This window comes from Actinomadura sp. NPDC048021, assembly GCF_040653135.1.
Taxonomy (GTDB): domain Bacteria; phylum Actinomycetota; class Actinomycetes; order Streptosporangiales; family Streptosporangiaceae; genus Spirillospora; species Spirillospora verrucosospora.
The window spans coordinates 27,334-43,824 of the sequence record NZ_JBEZJQ010000016.1; the positions used below are offsets into that span (position 1 = coordinate 27,334).

The 16,491-nt window shown below is 72.7% G+C and carries 9 protein-coding genes; all 9 read right to left on the minus strand.

From position 1 onward, the window contains the following. Positions 1–92: 92 nt before the first annotated feature. Positions 93–3,815 carry a glycosyl hydrolase gene (locus AB0C87_RS25615; RefSeq protein WP_360579889.1) on the minus strand — a complete coding sequence of 1,241 codons (3,723 nt, stop codon included), beginning with the start codon at positions 3,813–3,815 and terminating at the stop codon, positions 93–95. Next, positions 3,812–7,774 (minus strand): family 78 glycoside hydrolase catalytic domain, encoded by a 3,963-nt coding sequence (locus AB0C87_RS25620; RefSeq protein WP_360579891.1) that lies wholly within the window; start codon positions 7,772–7,774, stop codon positions 3,812–3,814. Before AB0C87_RS25620 ends, AB0C87_RS25615 begins: the two co-directional genes overlap by 4 nt. 64 nt (positions 7,775–7,838) lie before the next feature. After that, positions 7,839–9,257, minus strand: a complete 1,419-nt coding sequence (locus AB0C87_RS25625; protein ID WP_345182427.1) for an L-fucose/L-arabinose isomerase family protein — start codon at positions 9,255–9,257, stop codon at positions 7,839–7,841. A 290-nt stretch (positions 9,258–9,547) separates the two neighbouring features. Further along, on the minus strand, positions 9,548–11,599 hold the full coding sequence (locus tag AB0C87_RS25630; RefSeq protein ID WP_360579893.1) for a bifunctional aldolase/short-chain dehydrogenase: 2,052 nt from the start codon (positions 11,597–11,599) through the stop codon (positions 9,548–9,550). Between the two features lie 50 nt (positions 11,600–11,649). Continuing rightward, entirely contained in the window at positions 11,650–12,816 is a 1,167-nt protein-coding gene (gene rhaI / locus AB0C87_RS25635) for an L-rhamnose isomerase (RefSeq protein ID WP_360354636.1), read from the minus strand. A gap of 29 nt (positions 12,817–12,845) precedes the next feature. Then, positions 12,846–13,175 (minus strand): L-rhamnose mutarotase, encoded by a 330-nt coding sequence (locus tag AB0C87_RS25640; protein ID WP_179847793.1) that lies wholly within the window; start codon positions 13,173–13,175, stop codon positions 12,846–12,848. Positions 13,176–13,232: 57 nt separating this feature from the next. Then, entirely contained in the window at positions 13,233–14,318 is a 1,086-nt protein-coding gene (gene rhaS, locus AB0C87_RS25645) for a rhamnose ABC transporter substrate-binding protein (RefSeq protein WP_345182420.1), read from the minus strand. 95 nt (positions 14,319–14,413) lie between these two features. Beyond that, a complete protein-coding gene (locus AB0C87_RS25650; RefSeq protein ID WP_345182418.1) occupies positions 14,414–15,403 on the minus strand; it encodes an ABC transporter permease in 990 nt (329 codons plus the stop codon). After that, entirely contained in the window at positions 15,400–16,488 is a 1,089-nt protein-coding gene (locus tag AB0C87_RS25655) for an ABC transporter permease (RefSeq protein WP_345182416.1), read from the minus strand. The genes AB0C87_RS25650 and AB0C87_RS25655 overlap by 4 nt, the downstream gene beginning before the upstream one ends. Positions 16,489–16,491 lie beyond the last annotated feature (3 nt).

A 16,491-nucleotide genomic window follows, 5' to 3' on the forward strand; every position in this document is an offset into this window, starting at 1 on the left:
CCACGTCGTTGCTGCGGCTTGCGGTGATCTGCCGGAAGGAGCCGGGGCGGACCGCGCCCGCGGGGGGGCGTCCCGCCCCGGCCCCTCTCCGGCTACGGCCGTACGGAGAACCCGCTCATCTGCACGTTCGCGCCGACGCCGTCCCAGCTCCTGGTGATGTCCAGGCGCACGTAGCGGGCGCTGACCTTGGCGAAGGCCGTCGTCCCGCCCTCCTTCGGCGTGTCCGTCGCGGTCGCCACGGTGCGCCAGTTCCGGCCGTCCGAGGAGACCTGGACGCCGTAGTCGCGGGGCCCGTAGTTGGAGCGCCCTCCCACGACGACCGAGCCGAACTCGACCGGCGCGCCGAAGTCGACGCCGTAGCGCACCGGGTCGGCGGGGGTCGGTCCCTGGCCGGCGGCGCGTCCCCACGACACCCAGAACGTGCTGGGCGAGCCGTCCACGGCGAGCTTGGCCGGGTACCGGTCCTGGCCGGCGTCGGCGACCACCCGCGGGAACGGCGTGCCGCCCGGGTTGAGGGCGAGGTCGCCGGAGTGCCGCAGGGTCACCGCCGCGGCGGCGGACGGCCCGGCGTCGCTGCGCGCGGTCACCTTCAGGGTGCTCGTGCCGGACGCGACGCCCTTGTCCCGCAGCGCGACGGGCACCGTCACCGAGCCGCCCGCCGGAACCGTGACGCGGCCCCGCTCCGGCTCGGCGCCGATCCCCTCGGCGGCGGACGCGGAGACCGTCACGTTCGCCGCGCGCCCGGAGGCGTTGGTGACCAGCACGGTCGCGCGGTTGTAGCCGCCGTCCGCCAGCGGCAGCTCCGGTTCGAGGGCCTCGACGGCCAGCACCGGGCGGTCGCCGCCGGACGGGGTGAGGGCGACGGGGCCGAACAGCCCGTAGTCCATCGGCGCCCGCGACGAGGCCCCGGTGCCGGGCGCGGCGCGGACCGCGTTGAGCAGCGTGGAGGCGACCCGCACGGTGATCGTGTTGGCCCCGGGCCGCAGGTACCGCCCGACCTCGACGTGCCGCAGGTCCGCCTGGTTCAGCGGTGGCAGGTCGTGCCCGTTGACGTTCACGCGGACGGTGTCCACCGGCGTCCCGAGGTCGAGCGCGACGCGGTCGATGCCCTTCCAGCCGTCGTCCAGGGTGACGTTCGCGGTGTAGGTGCCCACGCCCGAGACGTCCGCGAGGTCGACGGGATGGCCGTTGGCCTTGGTGATCGCCGACCAGGCGGGCAGCGCGCCGCCCTCCCCGGCCTTCACCGCGACCGGGCCGAGCGTCTTGTGCGCGGTGTCGCCGGGCCTGCCGGACGGGCCGGGGCCCCAGGAGTCGACCGACAGCGACCACTCGTCCAGCCTCACCGGTTGGGGGACGGCCGCCGCGCCCTGCGCTCCCGGCGGGCGTGAGCCGCCCGCGGGCCCGGTGAAGGCGGCGTCGCGCCGCGGCGTGACCGCGATGACCGCGGCGTCGTTCCCGGCCAGCCGGACCGGGACGGTGACGGTGCCGTGGCCGGACGTGTAGTCGGCGATCGGGGTGATCTTTCCGGTCCAGGTGTCCAGCCGGTAGGGCACGCCCTCGCCGGTCAGGGTGATCTTCTGCGCGGTCGCGGTGTTCGTCTGGTTGTACAGGTAGTAGTAGTCGGTGGAGCCCGCCTGGCGGCGCACGTCGAGGATGGCGCCCGAGCCGTCGTGCGGCGCGGCGGCCGGCGTGACGCGCAGGCGCCGCAGCGCGTCCGGCGCGTCCGCCTCGCTCGCCACCCGCACCACGCCGCGCTGCCGGAGGAGTTCGGAGACCACCGACCGCAGCCGCGCGTCCTGCCGCGCCGCGTCGCCGTTGCCGGGCACCGCGCTCGGCACGTCCCCGACGATGACGACGGGAAGCCCCTGCCGCGCCAGCCGCAGCAGCTTCTCAGCGGCGTCCACCGGCATCGTCTTCTGGTCGTTCAGCAGCACCGCGTGGTAGGCGGAGCGGTCGCCGAACAGGGCGCCGCGGGAGAAGGAGGCGTCCTTGCGGCGCAGCAGCGCCGGGCTGAGGTACTCGTAGGTGTACCCGGCCGCCGCCAGCGCCGAGGAGCTCTGGATCAGCTTGTTCGACCCGCTGCCGGTGGTGCCGGTGCCGTTCATGCCGAAGTCCTGCCAGTACACGGCCAGGTCGAAGCGGGGCTTGCCCTGCCGCAGCACCAGCTGCATCCGGGCCAGGTTGTCGTTGACCGCGCGGTAGTCGGCCCAGTTCGGGCCGCCCTTGTCGCCGAACGCCTCCGAGTAGGAGGCGTTGCCGCCGTAGGTCATGCCGGGCCAGGCCGACTGCGGCCCGGCGCCCGCGGGGCCCCTGCTCAGGTACGGGAAGCCGTGCCAGACGACCTGGTTCACGCCGCCCGCGAGGCCCCGGTAGACGGCCTGGAGGTTGGAGGCGTCCGATCCGGCGCCGGCCGTCGAGCCCCACACCGAGGAGGAGAAGGCGCAGCACTCGTCGGACACCACCGGCCGCCCGGACACGTGCGCGCCCGTCGCGACGACCCGGTAGTCCTGGACGTTGCTGTAGGCCCCGACCGACTGCCCGAACGCCAGGGACTCTCCCTCGGGCACGTCGACGTGCGAGGCGGCCTCCGCGACGTCCACCGGGATGCCGTAGGGCTGGATGCGGGTGCTGATGTGGTGCTTGTGGGCCCACTCGCGCAGGACGTCGAGCCGGTTGCTGATGTAGAGGTCGCTGAGGGTCTGCCGGTAGTCGGTGCGGACCCGGGCGCCGACGCCGCCGCCGAAGTCGAAGAACGGCCGGTCGGTGATGCCCTGGTCGCCGGCGCCGGCCAGGGCGGGGAGCACCTCGACCGGGGAGTAGCCGCGCCGCTTCGTCCACTGGTCGACCAGCTCGGACGTCCACTTCTGGGTGGTGCCCAGTTCGAGCGAGTCCTCGAACAGGTCGCTCTCGCCCATCTGGGCGAGCAGCTTCCGCACGTCGGGGGTGAGGATGTGCTCGTCGTAGAAGTCCGTGGTCGCCTTGGCCCCGGCCTCGCCGAACGGGTCGAGGGCGTAGTTGGTGCCGGTCGCGGTGTAGCCGGACAGGGACTGCCCGCTGGGCGTCTGGTAGAAGGCGATCAGCGCGTAGGTGCTCTCGCCGTCGCCGGGGAAGTCGACCGCGAGGCCGCCCTGCGCGTCCACCTTCGAGGTGACGTCGGTGACGCCCTCGCGTTCCAGCATCCGCGGGCCGCTCGACGTGGCGCATCCCGCGTCGGAGCACTTGGCGACGAGCGCGGCGACGAGCGTCCTCTTCGCCCCGGCGGGCGGCGCGACGTTGAAGTTGGTGGGCAGCGCCCCCGACCTGCCGGTCCCGCCCTTGTGGAACTCGTGGGAGAAGACGATCTGCTGCTGCGCGCTCGGATCGTTGACGTCGTCGACGGTGGGGACGGTCGCGGGCCAGCGCGGGCCGATGGTGAAGTCGAGGCCGAGCCCGTTGGCCTTGGCCGCGGCCAGCATCGTCCGGGTCTTCTGCGCCCAGAGCGGGGTGCCCCAGCCGTAGGTCTTCAGGAACTCCGGGGAGTTGTTGCCGGCGCCCTCCACGCTGAACGGCGCGACCTCGGCTCCGCCGCCGCCCGCCTTCCTGATCTGTTCGAGCTCCGCGGCCAGTTCCTTGTCGTCGGTGTGGGCCAGCGGCTGCCACCAGCGGTACTTGGGCCGCACGGACGCCGGGGGGTCGGCGAAGGTTCCGCGGGTCAGGGCCGGGACGTCCGGCCCGAACGGCGGAGCGGTCTCGGCCGCCCCGGCGGCGGCGAGCCCGGACACGGCCAGGAGCGCGGCCGCCGGCACCGCCAGGAGCCGAGCTTTGGAATGAGTCACGAGGAGTAGCCCTCCAGCTCGATGACGCGGCTGTAGTTGTGGTCGTTGGAGTCGCGGACGAGGAGCCGGAGCGCCGACGCCCGGACGGGCGCGAAGGTCCTCTCGACCGTGCCGGCGGTGCTGCCGGCGACCGTCGCGACCGTCGTCCACGTCCCGTCCACGCGGGCCTGGACGTCGAAGTCGCGGATTCCGGTCTTGGCGGCCGGGTGCGCCGGGTCGTCGAGCGTGAAGACCTTCACGCGGCCGACGCGGCGCGGCTCGTCCCAGGAGGCGGTCAGGGTGTCGGGGAAGTCTCCGGCGGTGTCGTCGTTCCAGCCGCCGACGCCGTTCAGCCACACGCCGGAGTCGGTGCCGCCGTCGTTGGTCCAGGCGGGCGACGAGCCGCTGTGGGTGCTGGACGCCGACATCTCGGCGACGCGCACGAGGTTGCCGGTGACGCGCACCGGGGCCCGCACGCTCTCGTCGTCGACGGTGACGGTGACCGTTCCCTCGGTCGCCTCGCCGGTGCGCCTGATCGCGACCGGGACCTCCGTGGAGCCGCCGGCCGGGATCGTGACCCGTCCCGCGGCCCCGGCGGTGAAGCCGTCCGTCGCGGCGGCCTTCACCGGGACGGTGACGGCGTGCCGCTCGAGGTTGGTGACGCGGAACCGGGCCGTCGAGGACTCTCCGTCGATGACGGGGACGTCGGCGCCGAACGGGGGTTCGACGGCGAGCTGGGTGCGGTCCTGGTGCACGGCCTCGGGCGTGCGGACGTTGAACGTCCAGGACCCGGATCCGACCTCGTACACGGCCCGCCCGTCCTGGACGCCCAGGGACCGGGCGCCCGCCGGGGCGGTGGCGCCGGACGCGCCGAGCAGCGGCACCTCCACGCGGGCGGGGGCGCCCGGCGGGACGGTCACGTCGAGCCGCAGGTCGTGCCCGGAGCGGCGCCACGCGCTGGAGACCGCGCCGCGGGGTGTGCGGTAGGTGGAGGCGGCGCGGGTCAGGTCGCCGACGACGGCGGGCCGGACCACGAGCTTGCCGAAGGCGACCGAGTCGCCCGCCTGGCCGATCCCGGCGAGCCCGGCGCCGAACCACTCGTCGATCGCGCCGAGCATGAAGTGGTTCTGGGAGCCGTAGCCGGTCGGGCCGTCCCAGTACTCGGTGAGCGCGGTCGCGCCGTGCACGACCTGGTAGCCGTAGCTGGGGTCGGTGACCTGCTGGGCGACGGCGAGGATGACGTCGTCGCGCCCGGCCGCCGACAGCACCCGGAACAGGGCCGGCAGGGCGATCTCGCCGACGGTGAGGTGGTGGCCCTTGCCCTTGACCGAGGCGACGAGGTGGTCGAGGACGGCCTGGCGCTGCGCCTCGGGGACGATGCCGAGGTCGAGCGCGAACGCGTTCCCGGCCTGGCTGCCCGAGCCGTAGGTGTGCCCGGCCTCGTCCAGGTACTCGGCGTTGAAGGCGGCGGCGATGTCGCCCGCGAGCCTGCGGTAGCGGGCGGCGTCGTCGTCCTTGCCGAGCAGGCCGGCGACGGAGGCGAGCGCGGCGGCGCTGCGCTGGTAGCCGTAGGTGGCGGCGATCCCGCGCGGCGTGGTCTTGTCGACGGCGGCCCAGTCGCCGAGGCCGTAGTCGAGCAGGTTCCCCTTCGCCTTGGAGGTCAGGTAGTCCAGGTAGCGCTGCATGTTCGGGTAGAAGTCGCGCAGCGGGCGGGCGTCGCCGTAGGTGCGGTAGTACTGCCAGGCGGCCAGGATGATGGCGCTCCCCCAGTTGGGGTCGTCGCGGACGCCGCCGGAGAACTGGACGTACTCGGGCGCGATGTCGGGGACGAGCCCGTCGGATGTCTGCGCCTCGGCCATGTTGCGCAGCAGCGCCGGGTAGTAGGCCGCGACGTCGTAGTTGCGGGTGACCGACCCCTGGACGAGCTGGGTCTCCTCCAGCCAGCCGAGCTTCTCCCGGTCGGGGCAGTCGGTCAGGATGCTGAACATGTTGCCCTGGATCGACCGGTCGATGATCTTGTGGATGCCGTTCAGCAGCAGGTCGGAGCTCTCGAACGAGCCGGCGGAGGCGTTGCCCGCGCGCAGCACGACCGCCGACACGGCGTCCGCGTCCGGGGCGGACGGCAGGCCCGTCACCTGGAGGTAGCGGAAGCCGTGGTAGACGAAGCGGGGGTGCCAGGTCTCGGTGCCCTCCCCGGCGAGGGTGTAGTGGTCCTCGATCGGGGGGCGCCGCGCCCCGCCGGCGATCATCGTGCCCTGCTCGACGAGGCCGTCCGCGCCGAGCCGCTCCCCCGGCGTGAGCGCCAGCTCCGTCCCGCGCGGGCCGCCGACCCGGATCTCCGGCCAGCCCGCGACGTTCTCACCGAGGTCGAAGACGTAGGTGCCCTTCTCCGGCTGCGTGACCTTCACGGTCCGGCGGCGCCCGACGGGCACGATCGCCGGCGACATGCGCGCGGTGAGCGCGATGCCGGGGTCGGGCGCCTCGGCGGCCGGGCGCCAGGCCGCCAGGTCCGCCGACGGCTCGTCCCAGCCCGCGCGGGCGAGGCGGGCGTCCTCGTCCTCACCGCCGTACCAGTGGGTGAAGGTGGTCGGGCCGAGGTCGGTGCGCCAGGACGAGTCGGTCGCGACCCGCGCGGTCGTCCCGTCCGCGAGCGTGACCTCCAGCTGGGCGAGCAGCTTCGGCGCGCCCTGCGCCCCGACGTACTTGGTGTACCGGTCGCTGGTGGAGGTGACGTTGTAGGTGCCGTTGCCGAGCCGGACGCCGATCGCGTTGCCGCCGCGCCGCAGCAGCTTCGTGACGTCGTAGGCCGCGTACTCGGCCCGCTTGCGGTAGTCGGTGTTCGGCGGTTCCAGGACGGCGTCGCTCACCGGGCGGCCGTTGACGGTGGCGTCGTAGATGCCGAGCGCGGTGATGTAGAGCCGCGCCGACCGCACCTCGTCCTTCAGGGAGAACTGCCGGGCGAGCAGGGGCAGGCGGGGAAGGTCGGTCTGGTACGCGGGCGGCGGCTCCTGCCCGGTGACGCTCTTGGCCGTGGCGAACGGGCCGTCCGCCGAGTCGGAGGTCTGCAGCGTGTAGTCGACGGGGAAGTTCGGCGTCTTGCCGTCGCTCGTCATCAGGTCGGTGCGCGGGTAGAGCTTGACCGAGGCGAGGTCCTTGACGGCGCCGAGGTCGAGCTGAAGCCAGATGTGGTGGCCGGGGTCCTGCGAGCCGTAGGCGGGGCTGGTGTACCCGAACGGCGCCGTCTGCGTGGTGAGGGACCCGTCGGTGACGAACTCCGGCATCCACTTGCCGGGGTACTCGCGGACCTCGGACGCGGTGACCTTCGCGCCCTTCGCCACGTTCGTCCCGGACGGGTCGAGCGCCTCGATCTCGGCGAGCTGGAGCCGCGACAGCAGCGAGCTGCCCTCCTTGACGGGGAGGCCGAGCTTCGTCACGTCCAGCCGCAGGTGGCGGGCCCTGGTTCCGGCGGGCAGCGCGACGGTGGCGGGAGTCGGCGCCCGGTTCAGCCAGCGCTCGTCGCCGATCCACTTGCCGGACCAGTCGTCCTTGGCGAGGAGGCCCGTCTCGAACCGGGCGGGGCCGCTCCAGCCCGACGCGCGCCCGGAGCCGTCCCAGACCCGGACCCGCCACCACACCTGGCGGCGGGAGGTGAGCGCCGTGCCCCGGTAGACGGCGCCGGCGGCGGAGGAGGAAACCCTGCCGGAGTCCCACAGGTCGGCGCGGCCGAGCCGGTCCCGGGACGTCGCCGCGACCACCTGGTAGGCGGTCTGGGCCGAGCCGCGGCCCGGGGCCGCCAAGTGCCAGCTCAGGGCGGGCGTCGTGTCGTCGATGCCGATGGGGTCGTCGAGCGCGTCGGTCCGCAGCCCGGTGGCGTGCAGCCCCGAGGCGTCAGCGCGGGCGGGCAGGGCGGTGACGGCGGTGAGCGCGAGGCATAGGGCGGCACCGCATACGGCACCGCGTGGTGGGGGGATTTTGGGCATGACGGAACATCCTTCGGACCTGCGCGGGGGTGGGGGGTGACGGCGTCGCGCCGTAAGGGTGTCGTCAGGGGTTCACATGGACCAGTTCGATCTCCAGGAGGTCGGCGAGGGCCTTCAGGTCGGCGACGCGGTGGCCCGTCCCGAGGGCCCAGTGGTGGGAGATGCCGGTGGCCGACCACGCGTCGGTCCACTCGCCGGGGTCGCAGCCGAAGTCGACGCGGGAGGTGGTGTTGCCGATCTGCAGCAGCGGCCCGTCCACGGTCTCGCCCTCGGACGCGACGAACGCGAACCTGCCGTCGCGGCGCTGGATGATCCCGAACGCGGTGACCGGGCCGTGCTTGACGTCGAACTCGACGGACACGCCGTAGCCGCGCTTGCCGTGGTAGACGCCGAGGCCGCGCAGCAGCGGGCGGCGGGCGCTGATCGCCAGGTGCGCGGGCCCGTCGTGGCCCATCTCGACGTGGCCGCGGTGGAAGTCGAGCGCCTGCAGCTCGGTGAAGGAGCCGCCCGCGCCGAGCCGGTCGGCGACCAGCATCGCCAGGGAGGTGCGCAGCTCGTACTCCCCGGCGGCCGGGATCCCGCGCGCGGTGAGCAGCGAGGCGCCGAGGATCATCCCGGCGCCGAGCCGCTCGTGGATCTCGCCGTCCAGGCCGCGGTGGTAGTAGGCCAGGCTGTCGAGTTCGAAGTCCTCGACGAGGCGGTCGAGGCCGACCGAGACGCGGGCCGCCCAGGTCAGGTCGTCGTCGTTGACGGACGCGTCCAGCTCGAAGATCTTCTCCGCCTCGGCCTTCTTGGCGGCCGTCTCGGCGTCGGTGACCTTCTCCACCCGGACGCGCAGGTCGTCGAACTCCAGCACCTCGACGTGCCCGCCGAAGTTGGCGCTGACGAGCGTGAGGTCGGTGGAGACGTCGAGCATGCCCGGGTACAGGTGGCCCATCAGCCCGTGCCGGCCCCGCCGCAGCGCCGCGCGGACCCCGGCGGCGCGCACCCAGCGGCCGATCTTCGCCCAGGCGCGCTCGTCCTCCAGGTAGCCCGACACCGAGCGGAACGGGACGCCGCAGCGCGCGAACGCGTTCGCCATCTCCGGCAGCGGGCAGGCGCCGCAGTAGGCGAGCCACTGCCCGGTGTCGAAGGTCGCGTGGTCCATCGACTCGGTCGGCTGCAGGTTGATCAGCAGGACCGGCGCGTCCGCCCGCTGCGCCACCGGGACCAGCATCGTCGCGGTCATGTAGGTGGTGAGGAAGCCGACGATGATGTCGCAGCCCGCGGCGCGCAGCCGCTCGGCCGCGGCCGCGCCCTCCTGCGCGTCGGAGATGAACCCCACGTCGACGACCTCGGCGCCGAGCCCGCGCATCCGCTCCGAGACACGCTCGGCGGACCGTTTGAGCTGCGGCAGCAGGTCGGGGAACTGCGGCCAGTAGGCGCCGAGCCCGCCGGCGACGAGGCCGACCTTGACCGGCGGCGGCGCTGTGGTGTCTGCCATTGCTTGTCCTCTCCTAACGGGCCGTGAGGGTGCGGCGCCCGGCGGACGCCCTCTTCATGGGGACATGCCCACCGGACGCGGACCCCCGGGTCCGGGAGGTGACGGCGGACACAGAGGAGGGTGCGAACTTCCCGGCCGGCGGCATCGTTGTCCCTTCGGGTTCACTTGGTCGAGCGGGCCCAGCAGGCACGGCCGGCGGCCCGGGTGGGGACGGCGCGGCCGCGGCGGGGTGAGCGCCGCGGCCGCGCGGTCCGGGCCGCCGGCCGGCCTCGTTCCGTCTGGGATCCTCCTCAGCGCAGGAACGCGGCGGCGACGCCGGCGTCCACGGGGACGTGCAGTCCGGTGGTGTGGGTCAGGTCCCCGCCGGTGAGGGCGAAGACGGCGGCGGCGACGTGCTCGGGCAGCACCTCGCGCTTGAGCAGCGTCCGCTGGGCGTAGAACTCGCCGAGCCTCTCCTCCTCGACGCCGTACACGGCGGCGCGCTTGGCGCCCCACCCGCCGGCGAAGATCCCCGAACCGCGCACGACCCCGTCCGGGTTGACCCCGTTGACGCGGATGCCGTGCTCGCCGAGCTCGGCGGCCAGCAGCCGCACCTGGTGCGCCTGGTCGGCCTTGGTCGCGCCGTAGGCGATGTTGTTCGGCCCGGCGAACACCCCGTTCTTGGACGAGATGTAGACGATGTCGCCGCCCATCCCCTGCTCGACCATGACGCGGGCGGTCTCGCGGGACACCAGGAACGAGCCGCGCGCCATGACGTCGTGCTGGAGGTCCCAGTCGGCGACGGTCGTCTCCAGCAGCGGCTTGGAGATGGAGAGCCCGGCGTTGTTGACGACGAGGTCCACGCCGCCGAAGGCCAGGACCGCCTCCCGGACGGCCGCGGCGATCTCGTCCTCCGAGGTCACGTCCGCGCCGGCGGCGACGGCGACGTCGGAGGCGCGCAGCGCGCCGGCGCCGATCCCGGCGGCGACCTTCTCGGCGGCCGCGAGGTCGCGGTCGGCGACGACGACGCAGGCGCCCTCGTCGGCGAGGCGGCGGGCGGTGGCCGCGCCGATCCCCGAGCCGCCGCCGGTGACGAGGGCGACGCGGGACGCGAGGGGCTTCGGCGCCGGCATCCGGCGCAGCTTGGCCTCCTCCAGCTCCCAGTACTCGATGCGGAACTTCTCCGCCTCGTCGATGGGCGCGTACGACGACAGCGCCTCCGCGCCGCGCATCACGTTGATCGCGTTGACGTAGAACTCGCCGGCGACCCGCGCGGTCTGCTTGTTCGCCCCGAAGGAGAACATCCCGACGCCCGGCACCAGCACGATCGCCGGGTCCGCGCCGCGCATCGGCGGCGAGTCCGGGCCGGCGTGCCGGTCGTAGTAGGCGGCGTACTCCTCGCGGTAGGCGGCGTGCAGTTCCCTCAGCCGCGCCTTGGCCTCGTCGAGCGGCGCGTCCGGCGGCAGGTCCAGCACCATCGGCGCGACCTTGGTGCGCAGGAAGTGGTCCGGGCACGACGTGCCGAGCGCGGCGAGCCGGGGGTGCTCGGCGCGCGACACGAAGTCCAGGACGGCCTCACTGTCGGTGTAGTGCCCGACCTGCGGGCGGTCCGTGGACGCCAGGCCCCGGACGAGCGGGAACAGCGCGGCGGCGCGCGCGTGCCGCTCTTCCTCGGGCAGCACCGGGTGGACGACCTCGCCGAACGGGTCGGCCTTGCCGTGCTCGGCGATGTAGGCCTCGGCGGTGCGGATGATGTCGAGCGAGTTGGCCTTGCACTCCTCGCTCGTCTCGCCCCAGGCGGTGATGCCGTGCCCGCCGAGGATCACCCCGATGGCGCCGGGGTTGACGCGCTTGATCTCGGCGATGTCCAGGCCGAGCTGGAAGCCGGGGCGCCGCCACGGCACCCACGCCACCCGGTCGCCGAAGATCCGGCGCGTCAGCTCCTCGCCGTCGGCGGCCGTCGCGATCGCGATGCCGGAGTCGGGGTGCAGGTGGTCGACGTGCGCGGCCTCCACGAGGCCGTGCATCGCGGTGTCGATCGACGGGGCGGCGCCGCCCTTGCCGTGCAGGCAGTAGTCGAACGCCGCGACCATCTCGTCCTCGCGCTCGACGCCCGGGTAGACGTCCACGAGGGCGCGCATCCGGTCCAGCCGCAGGACGGCCAGGCCCTTCTCGGTGAGGGTGCCGAGGTCGCCGCCCGAGCCCTTCACCCACATCAGCTCGATGTCGCGGGCCGTCACCGGGTCGGTGACGGTGCCCTTCGCGGACGCGTTGCCGCCCGCGTAGTTGGTGTTGCGCGGGTCCGAGCCGAGGGTGTTGGCGCGTTCCAGCAGATGCTCCACCTCGGGTGGAGTGGCGGTCATCGGATATCTCCTCATGTGCGTGCGTGGCCTCGTGTGCGAGCGAAGGACGCTCAGGCGCCCCAGCCGGCCGCCTGGCCGTCCTTGCGCTCCTCGACGATCCGCTGGTGGTAGCCGGACGCCTTGTAGGCGGCGACCGGGTCCGGGTGCAGGCCCATCTCCTCGCGCAGCTCGGCGAGCAGCGGCCGGACGTCGGTGTTGTAGGCGTCCATGAACACGGCGTTCGCCTCCAGGACGTCACCGGACCGCTGCGCCGACCGCAGGGCGTCGACGTCCACCAGCAGCGCCTTCGCCGTGGCCTCCTGGACGTTCATCACCGAGCGGATCTGGCCCTGGATCTTCGGCTCGATGTTGTGGCACTGGTCGAGCATGAACGCCACGCCCGTCTCGACGTCGTAGCCGCCGCCGCGCACCACCTCGTACATGATCCGGAACAGCTGGAACGGGTCGGCGGCGCCCACCATCAGGTCGTCGTCGGCGTAGAAGCGGGAGTTGAAGTCGAAGCCGCCGAGCTTCCCCTCGCGCAGCAGGAACGCCACGATGAACTCGATGTTGGTGCCGGGCGCGTGGTGGCCGGTGTCGACCACGACCTGCGCCTTCGGGCCGAGCTTCAGGCAGTGCGCGTAGGAGGTGCCCCAGTCCGGCAGGTCGGTCGCGTAGAACGCCGGCTCGAACAGCTTGTACTCCAGCAGGAACCGCTGGTCGTCGCCGAGCCGCTCGTACACGGCGGCGAGGGCCTCGGCCATCCGGTCCTGCCGGTCGCGGATGTCGTCCTGCCCCGGGTAGTTCGTCCCGTCGGAGAACCACAGCTTCAGGTCGCGGGACCCGGTCGCGTCCATGATGTCGACCGCTTCGAGCAGCTGGTCGAGGGCCTTGCGGCGGACGGCGGGGTCGGGGTTGGTGACGCTGCCGAGCATGTAGTCGTCATCCTGGAAGACGTTGGTGTTCACCGCCCCGATCCGCACGCCCCGCTCCTTGGCGTGGGCGGCCAGCGCGGCGTAGTCGTCCACCCGGTCCCAGGGGATGTGGACCGCCACGCTGGGGGCGACGCCGGTGAACCGGTGCACCTGCGCGGCATCGTCGATCTTCTCCTGCGGGGTGCGCGGCACGCCCGGCTGGGCGAAGACCTTGAACCGGGTCCCCGAGTTCCCGTACGCCCACGAGGGGGTCTCGATCTGCTGGCGGCGCAGGGCGTCCTTCACCGCGCTGGTGTCGTTCACGCTTGCCTCTCTCTTCTCTCCGGTCCTCGTCAGTCGAGGTGGAAGACCTCGGGGAGCGTCCGCATCCCCTCGTCGGGGCGGCCGTCGAGGTCCTCGAAAAACGGCGCCATCTCCGCCTGCCACCGCGCGTTCACCTCGGTGCGGGCCATCGCCTCCTGGGCGGCCTCGAAGTCGTCGGTCTCCAGGTAGCCGACGAGAAGGCCGTCCTCGCGCAGGAACAGCGAGTAGTTGTGCCAGCCGGTGTCGCGCAGAGCGCTGAGCATGTCGGGCCAGACCGCCTGGTGGCGCAGCTTGTACTCCTCCAGGCGGTCCTGCCTGACCTTCAGCAGGAAGCAGACGCGCTTCGTGCTTCCGGACATCTGTTCGTCTCCTCGTGGGGGGCGGCCCCCACGCCTAGCGGTTCGCTTCGCTCAGGCTCAGAAGTGGTACTGGTCGATGTTCTTGGCGTCGAACACGGTCGGCGGGCCGAGGATCACCTCGCCGTTGGCGCCGATCGTGCGCTCGCCGAGCTTGCCCGCCGTGAACTTCTCGCCCTCCGCGCCGGTGATCTGGCCGGACGACAGCGCCGCCGCCGCGAACGCGGCGAGGTAGCCGAGGTTCTTCGGGTCCCAGAGCTCGAAGCCCTTGACCGTGCCGTCCTTGACGAACTTGCGCATCTGGTCGGGGGTGCCGAGGCCGGTCAGCGCGACCTTGCCCTTGTACTTGGAGCCGGAGATGTAGCGGGCGGCGGCGGCGATGCCGACCGTGGTCGGCGAGATGATGCCCTTCAGGTTCGGGTACGCCTGCAGCAGGCCCTGGGTCTGCTGGAACGACTTCTGGTCGTCGTCGTCGCCGTAGGCCACCTTGACGAGCTTCATCTTGGAGTACTCGGGCTTCTTCAGCTCGTCCTGCATGAACTTGATCCAGGTGTTCTGGTTCGTGGCGTTCGCGGTCGCCGACAGGATCGCGATCTCGCCCTCGCCGCCGATCTGCTCGGACAGCAGCTTGACCTCGCTGCGGCCGATCTCCTCGGAGCTGGCCTGGTTGATGAACACGTCCCGGCATTCGGGGTTGGTGTCGGAGTCGTAGGCGACGATCTTGATGTTCTTGGACATCGCCTGCTTGAGCGGACCGCACACCGCGTTCTCGTCGTTGGCGGCGATGAGGATCGCGTCGTGCCGCTGCTGGATCAGCGTGTTGATGTAGGAGACCTGCGAGGACGCCGAGGCGTCGGACGGGCCGACCTCCTTGGCCTCACCGCCGAACTCCTTGGCCGCCGCGATGCCGGCGTTGTCGACGATCGTCTCGTAGGGGTTGTTGACCTGCTTGGGCAGGAAGGCCAGCTTCAGGCCCTTCTTCAGCGGCGCGTTCGGGTTCGCCGAGGCCTTGCCCCCGGCCTTGGCGTCCCCCGAGCCGGACGCGGAGTCCTTGGTGGTCCCGCCGCAGGCGGCCAGGCTGAGGGCCAGAGCGCCCGCCGTGGCGGCGGCCGCCAGCCGGCGCGGGGCGCGCATACGAATGCTCATCAGGGTGCCTTTCACAGTTCCGGGTCGTGCTACGGGGTCGGTGGACATGCGGCGGGGGGCGGGGGTCGTGCGGTCGGGTTCGAGATGCGGTGGGATCACGGTGCGGCGGCGGGGACCGCGGGTCTCGCGCCCCGCCGCCGGCCTCGGGCCTCGCGCGCCACGGCGATCAGCCGCGGCGTGAGGACGCTGATGATGAGCAGCAGGCCCGTGACGATCGACTGGACCTCGGTGGAGACGTCGTTGAGCATCAGCAGGTTGCGGAGCAGGCCGATGAGCAGCACGGCCGCGATGACGCCGCCGAGGGTGCCCTTGCCGCCGTCGAAGTCGACGCCGCCGAGCAGCACCGCCGCGATGACGGCGAGCTCCAGGCCGATGCCGTTGTCGGCGCGGGCGCTGCCGTAGCGGAGCGTGTAGACGACGCCGGCGAACCCGGCGACGAGGCCGGACACCGCGAACAGGATCAGCTTGATGCGCTTGACCCGGATGCCGGCGAAGTAGGCGGCGTCCTCCTGCGCGCCGATCGCGAACAGCGACCGCCCGACGCCGGTGGCGTGCAGGACGACGCCGGTGGCGGCGGCGAGCACGGCGAACAGCGCGACCGGGTACGGGATCGGCGTGCCCGGGATGGAGGACGTCGCGAGATCGGTGTAGGCGGCGGGGAACTCCGAGATCGCCCCGGTGCCGAGCGTCACGTACGCCAGACCCCGGTAGAGGGTCAGCGTGCCGATCGTCACGGCGAGGGACGGCAGCCCGAGCCGGGTCACCAGCAGGCCGTTCACCAGCCCGCAGACCACGCCGACGACCAGCACCAGCGGGATGATCGCCTCGATGGACATGCCGCCGTCCCACAGCTTGCCGGTGAGCGCGCTGCACAGCCCGAGGATGGAGGCGACCGACAGGTCCACCTGCCCGCACACGACCAGCAGCGTCATCGGCAGCGCGATCAGCGCGATCTCGCTGAGGTCGTCCAGCGCGAACGACAGGTTGTCGTTGTTCGCGAAGTCCGGGGAGAACCCGGCGCCGCTCGCGAACACCACCACCAGCAGGGCGGTGACGGCGGTCTCCCACCGCATCAGGCGGCTCATGACCGTCCCTCCTTGCTCTCCGGGGCGGCGGCGCGGTGCGCGGCCGAGGCCAGGGACCGCTGTTTCAGCGCCCGGGTGACGCGCAGCGCCAGCAGCCGGTCGACGCTGATGGCCAGCAGCAGCAGGACGCCGGTGATCGCGTCCTGCCAGAACGAGTTGACCTTGAGCACCACCAGCACGCTGCCGATGGTGGTGAGCAGCAGCGCGCCGAGCGCCGCCCCGTACACGGTGCCGACGCCGCCGGTGATGGCGACGCCGCCGACGACGACGGCGCTGACGACCTTCAGCTCCCAGCCGTTGGCGGCGTCGGCGACGACGGTGCCGAACCGGGCGAGCCACAGCACCCCGGCGAGGCCGGCGAGGGCGCCGCTGACCAGGTAGGCGGTGAGGACGCGGCGGCGGATCGGCACGCCGGCGAGCATCGCGGCCTCCGGGCTGGAGCCGATCGCGTAGTACTCGCGCCCGGAGGAGTAGGAGCGCAGGTAGTAGCCGACCGCCGCCATCACGACCACGGTGATGATCGGAAGGTAGGGGATGCCGAGGATCCCGTCGTTGCCGAGGCTCAGCAGCGACGCCGGAAGGTCCGCGGCGCCGATCTGGTCGCCGTGCGCGATGCGGTAGTCCAGCCCCTGGATGACGTACAGGGTGCCGAGGGTCACGACGAGGGCGGGGACGCGGCAGAAGCTGACCAGCAGCCCGTTCACGAGCCCGCAGACCAGGCCGATCCCGACGCCCACCAGGACGACCATCACGACGTTGCGGTCCCCGCCGGAGGCGTACTTGCCGGCGCTGAACGCGACGAGCCCGACGACGGACCCGACCGACAGGTCGATGTTGCGGGTGACGACGACCATGCTCTGCCCGACGGCGAGCAGCACCAGGATCGAGGCGTTGAGGAAGATGTCCTTGAGGCCCTGGCCGGACAGGAACCGCGGGTTCGCGATCGTCGTGCCGAGCACGAGCAGGACCAGCGCGCCGAGGATGCTCAGCTCGCGGGCGCGCAGCACCATCTCGACCAGGCGGCGCCCGCCGCCCGGCGGGCCGCCCGACTCCGGCCTGGCCGGGGACTGGGTGAGGACGGTCATCGG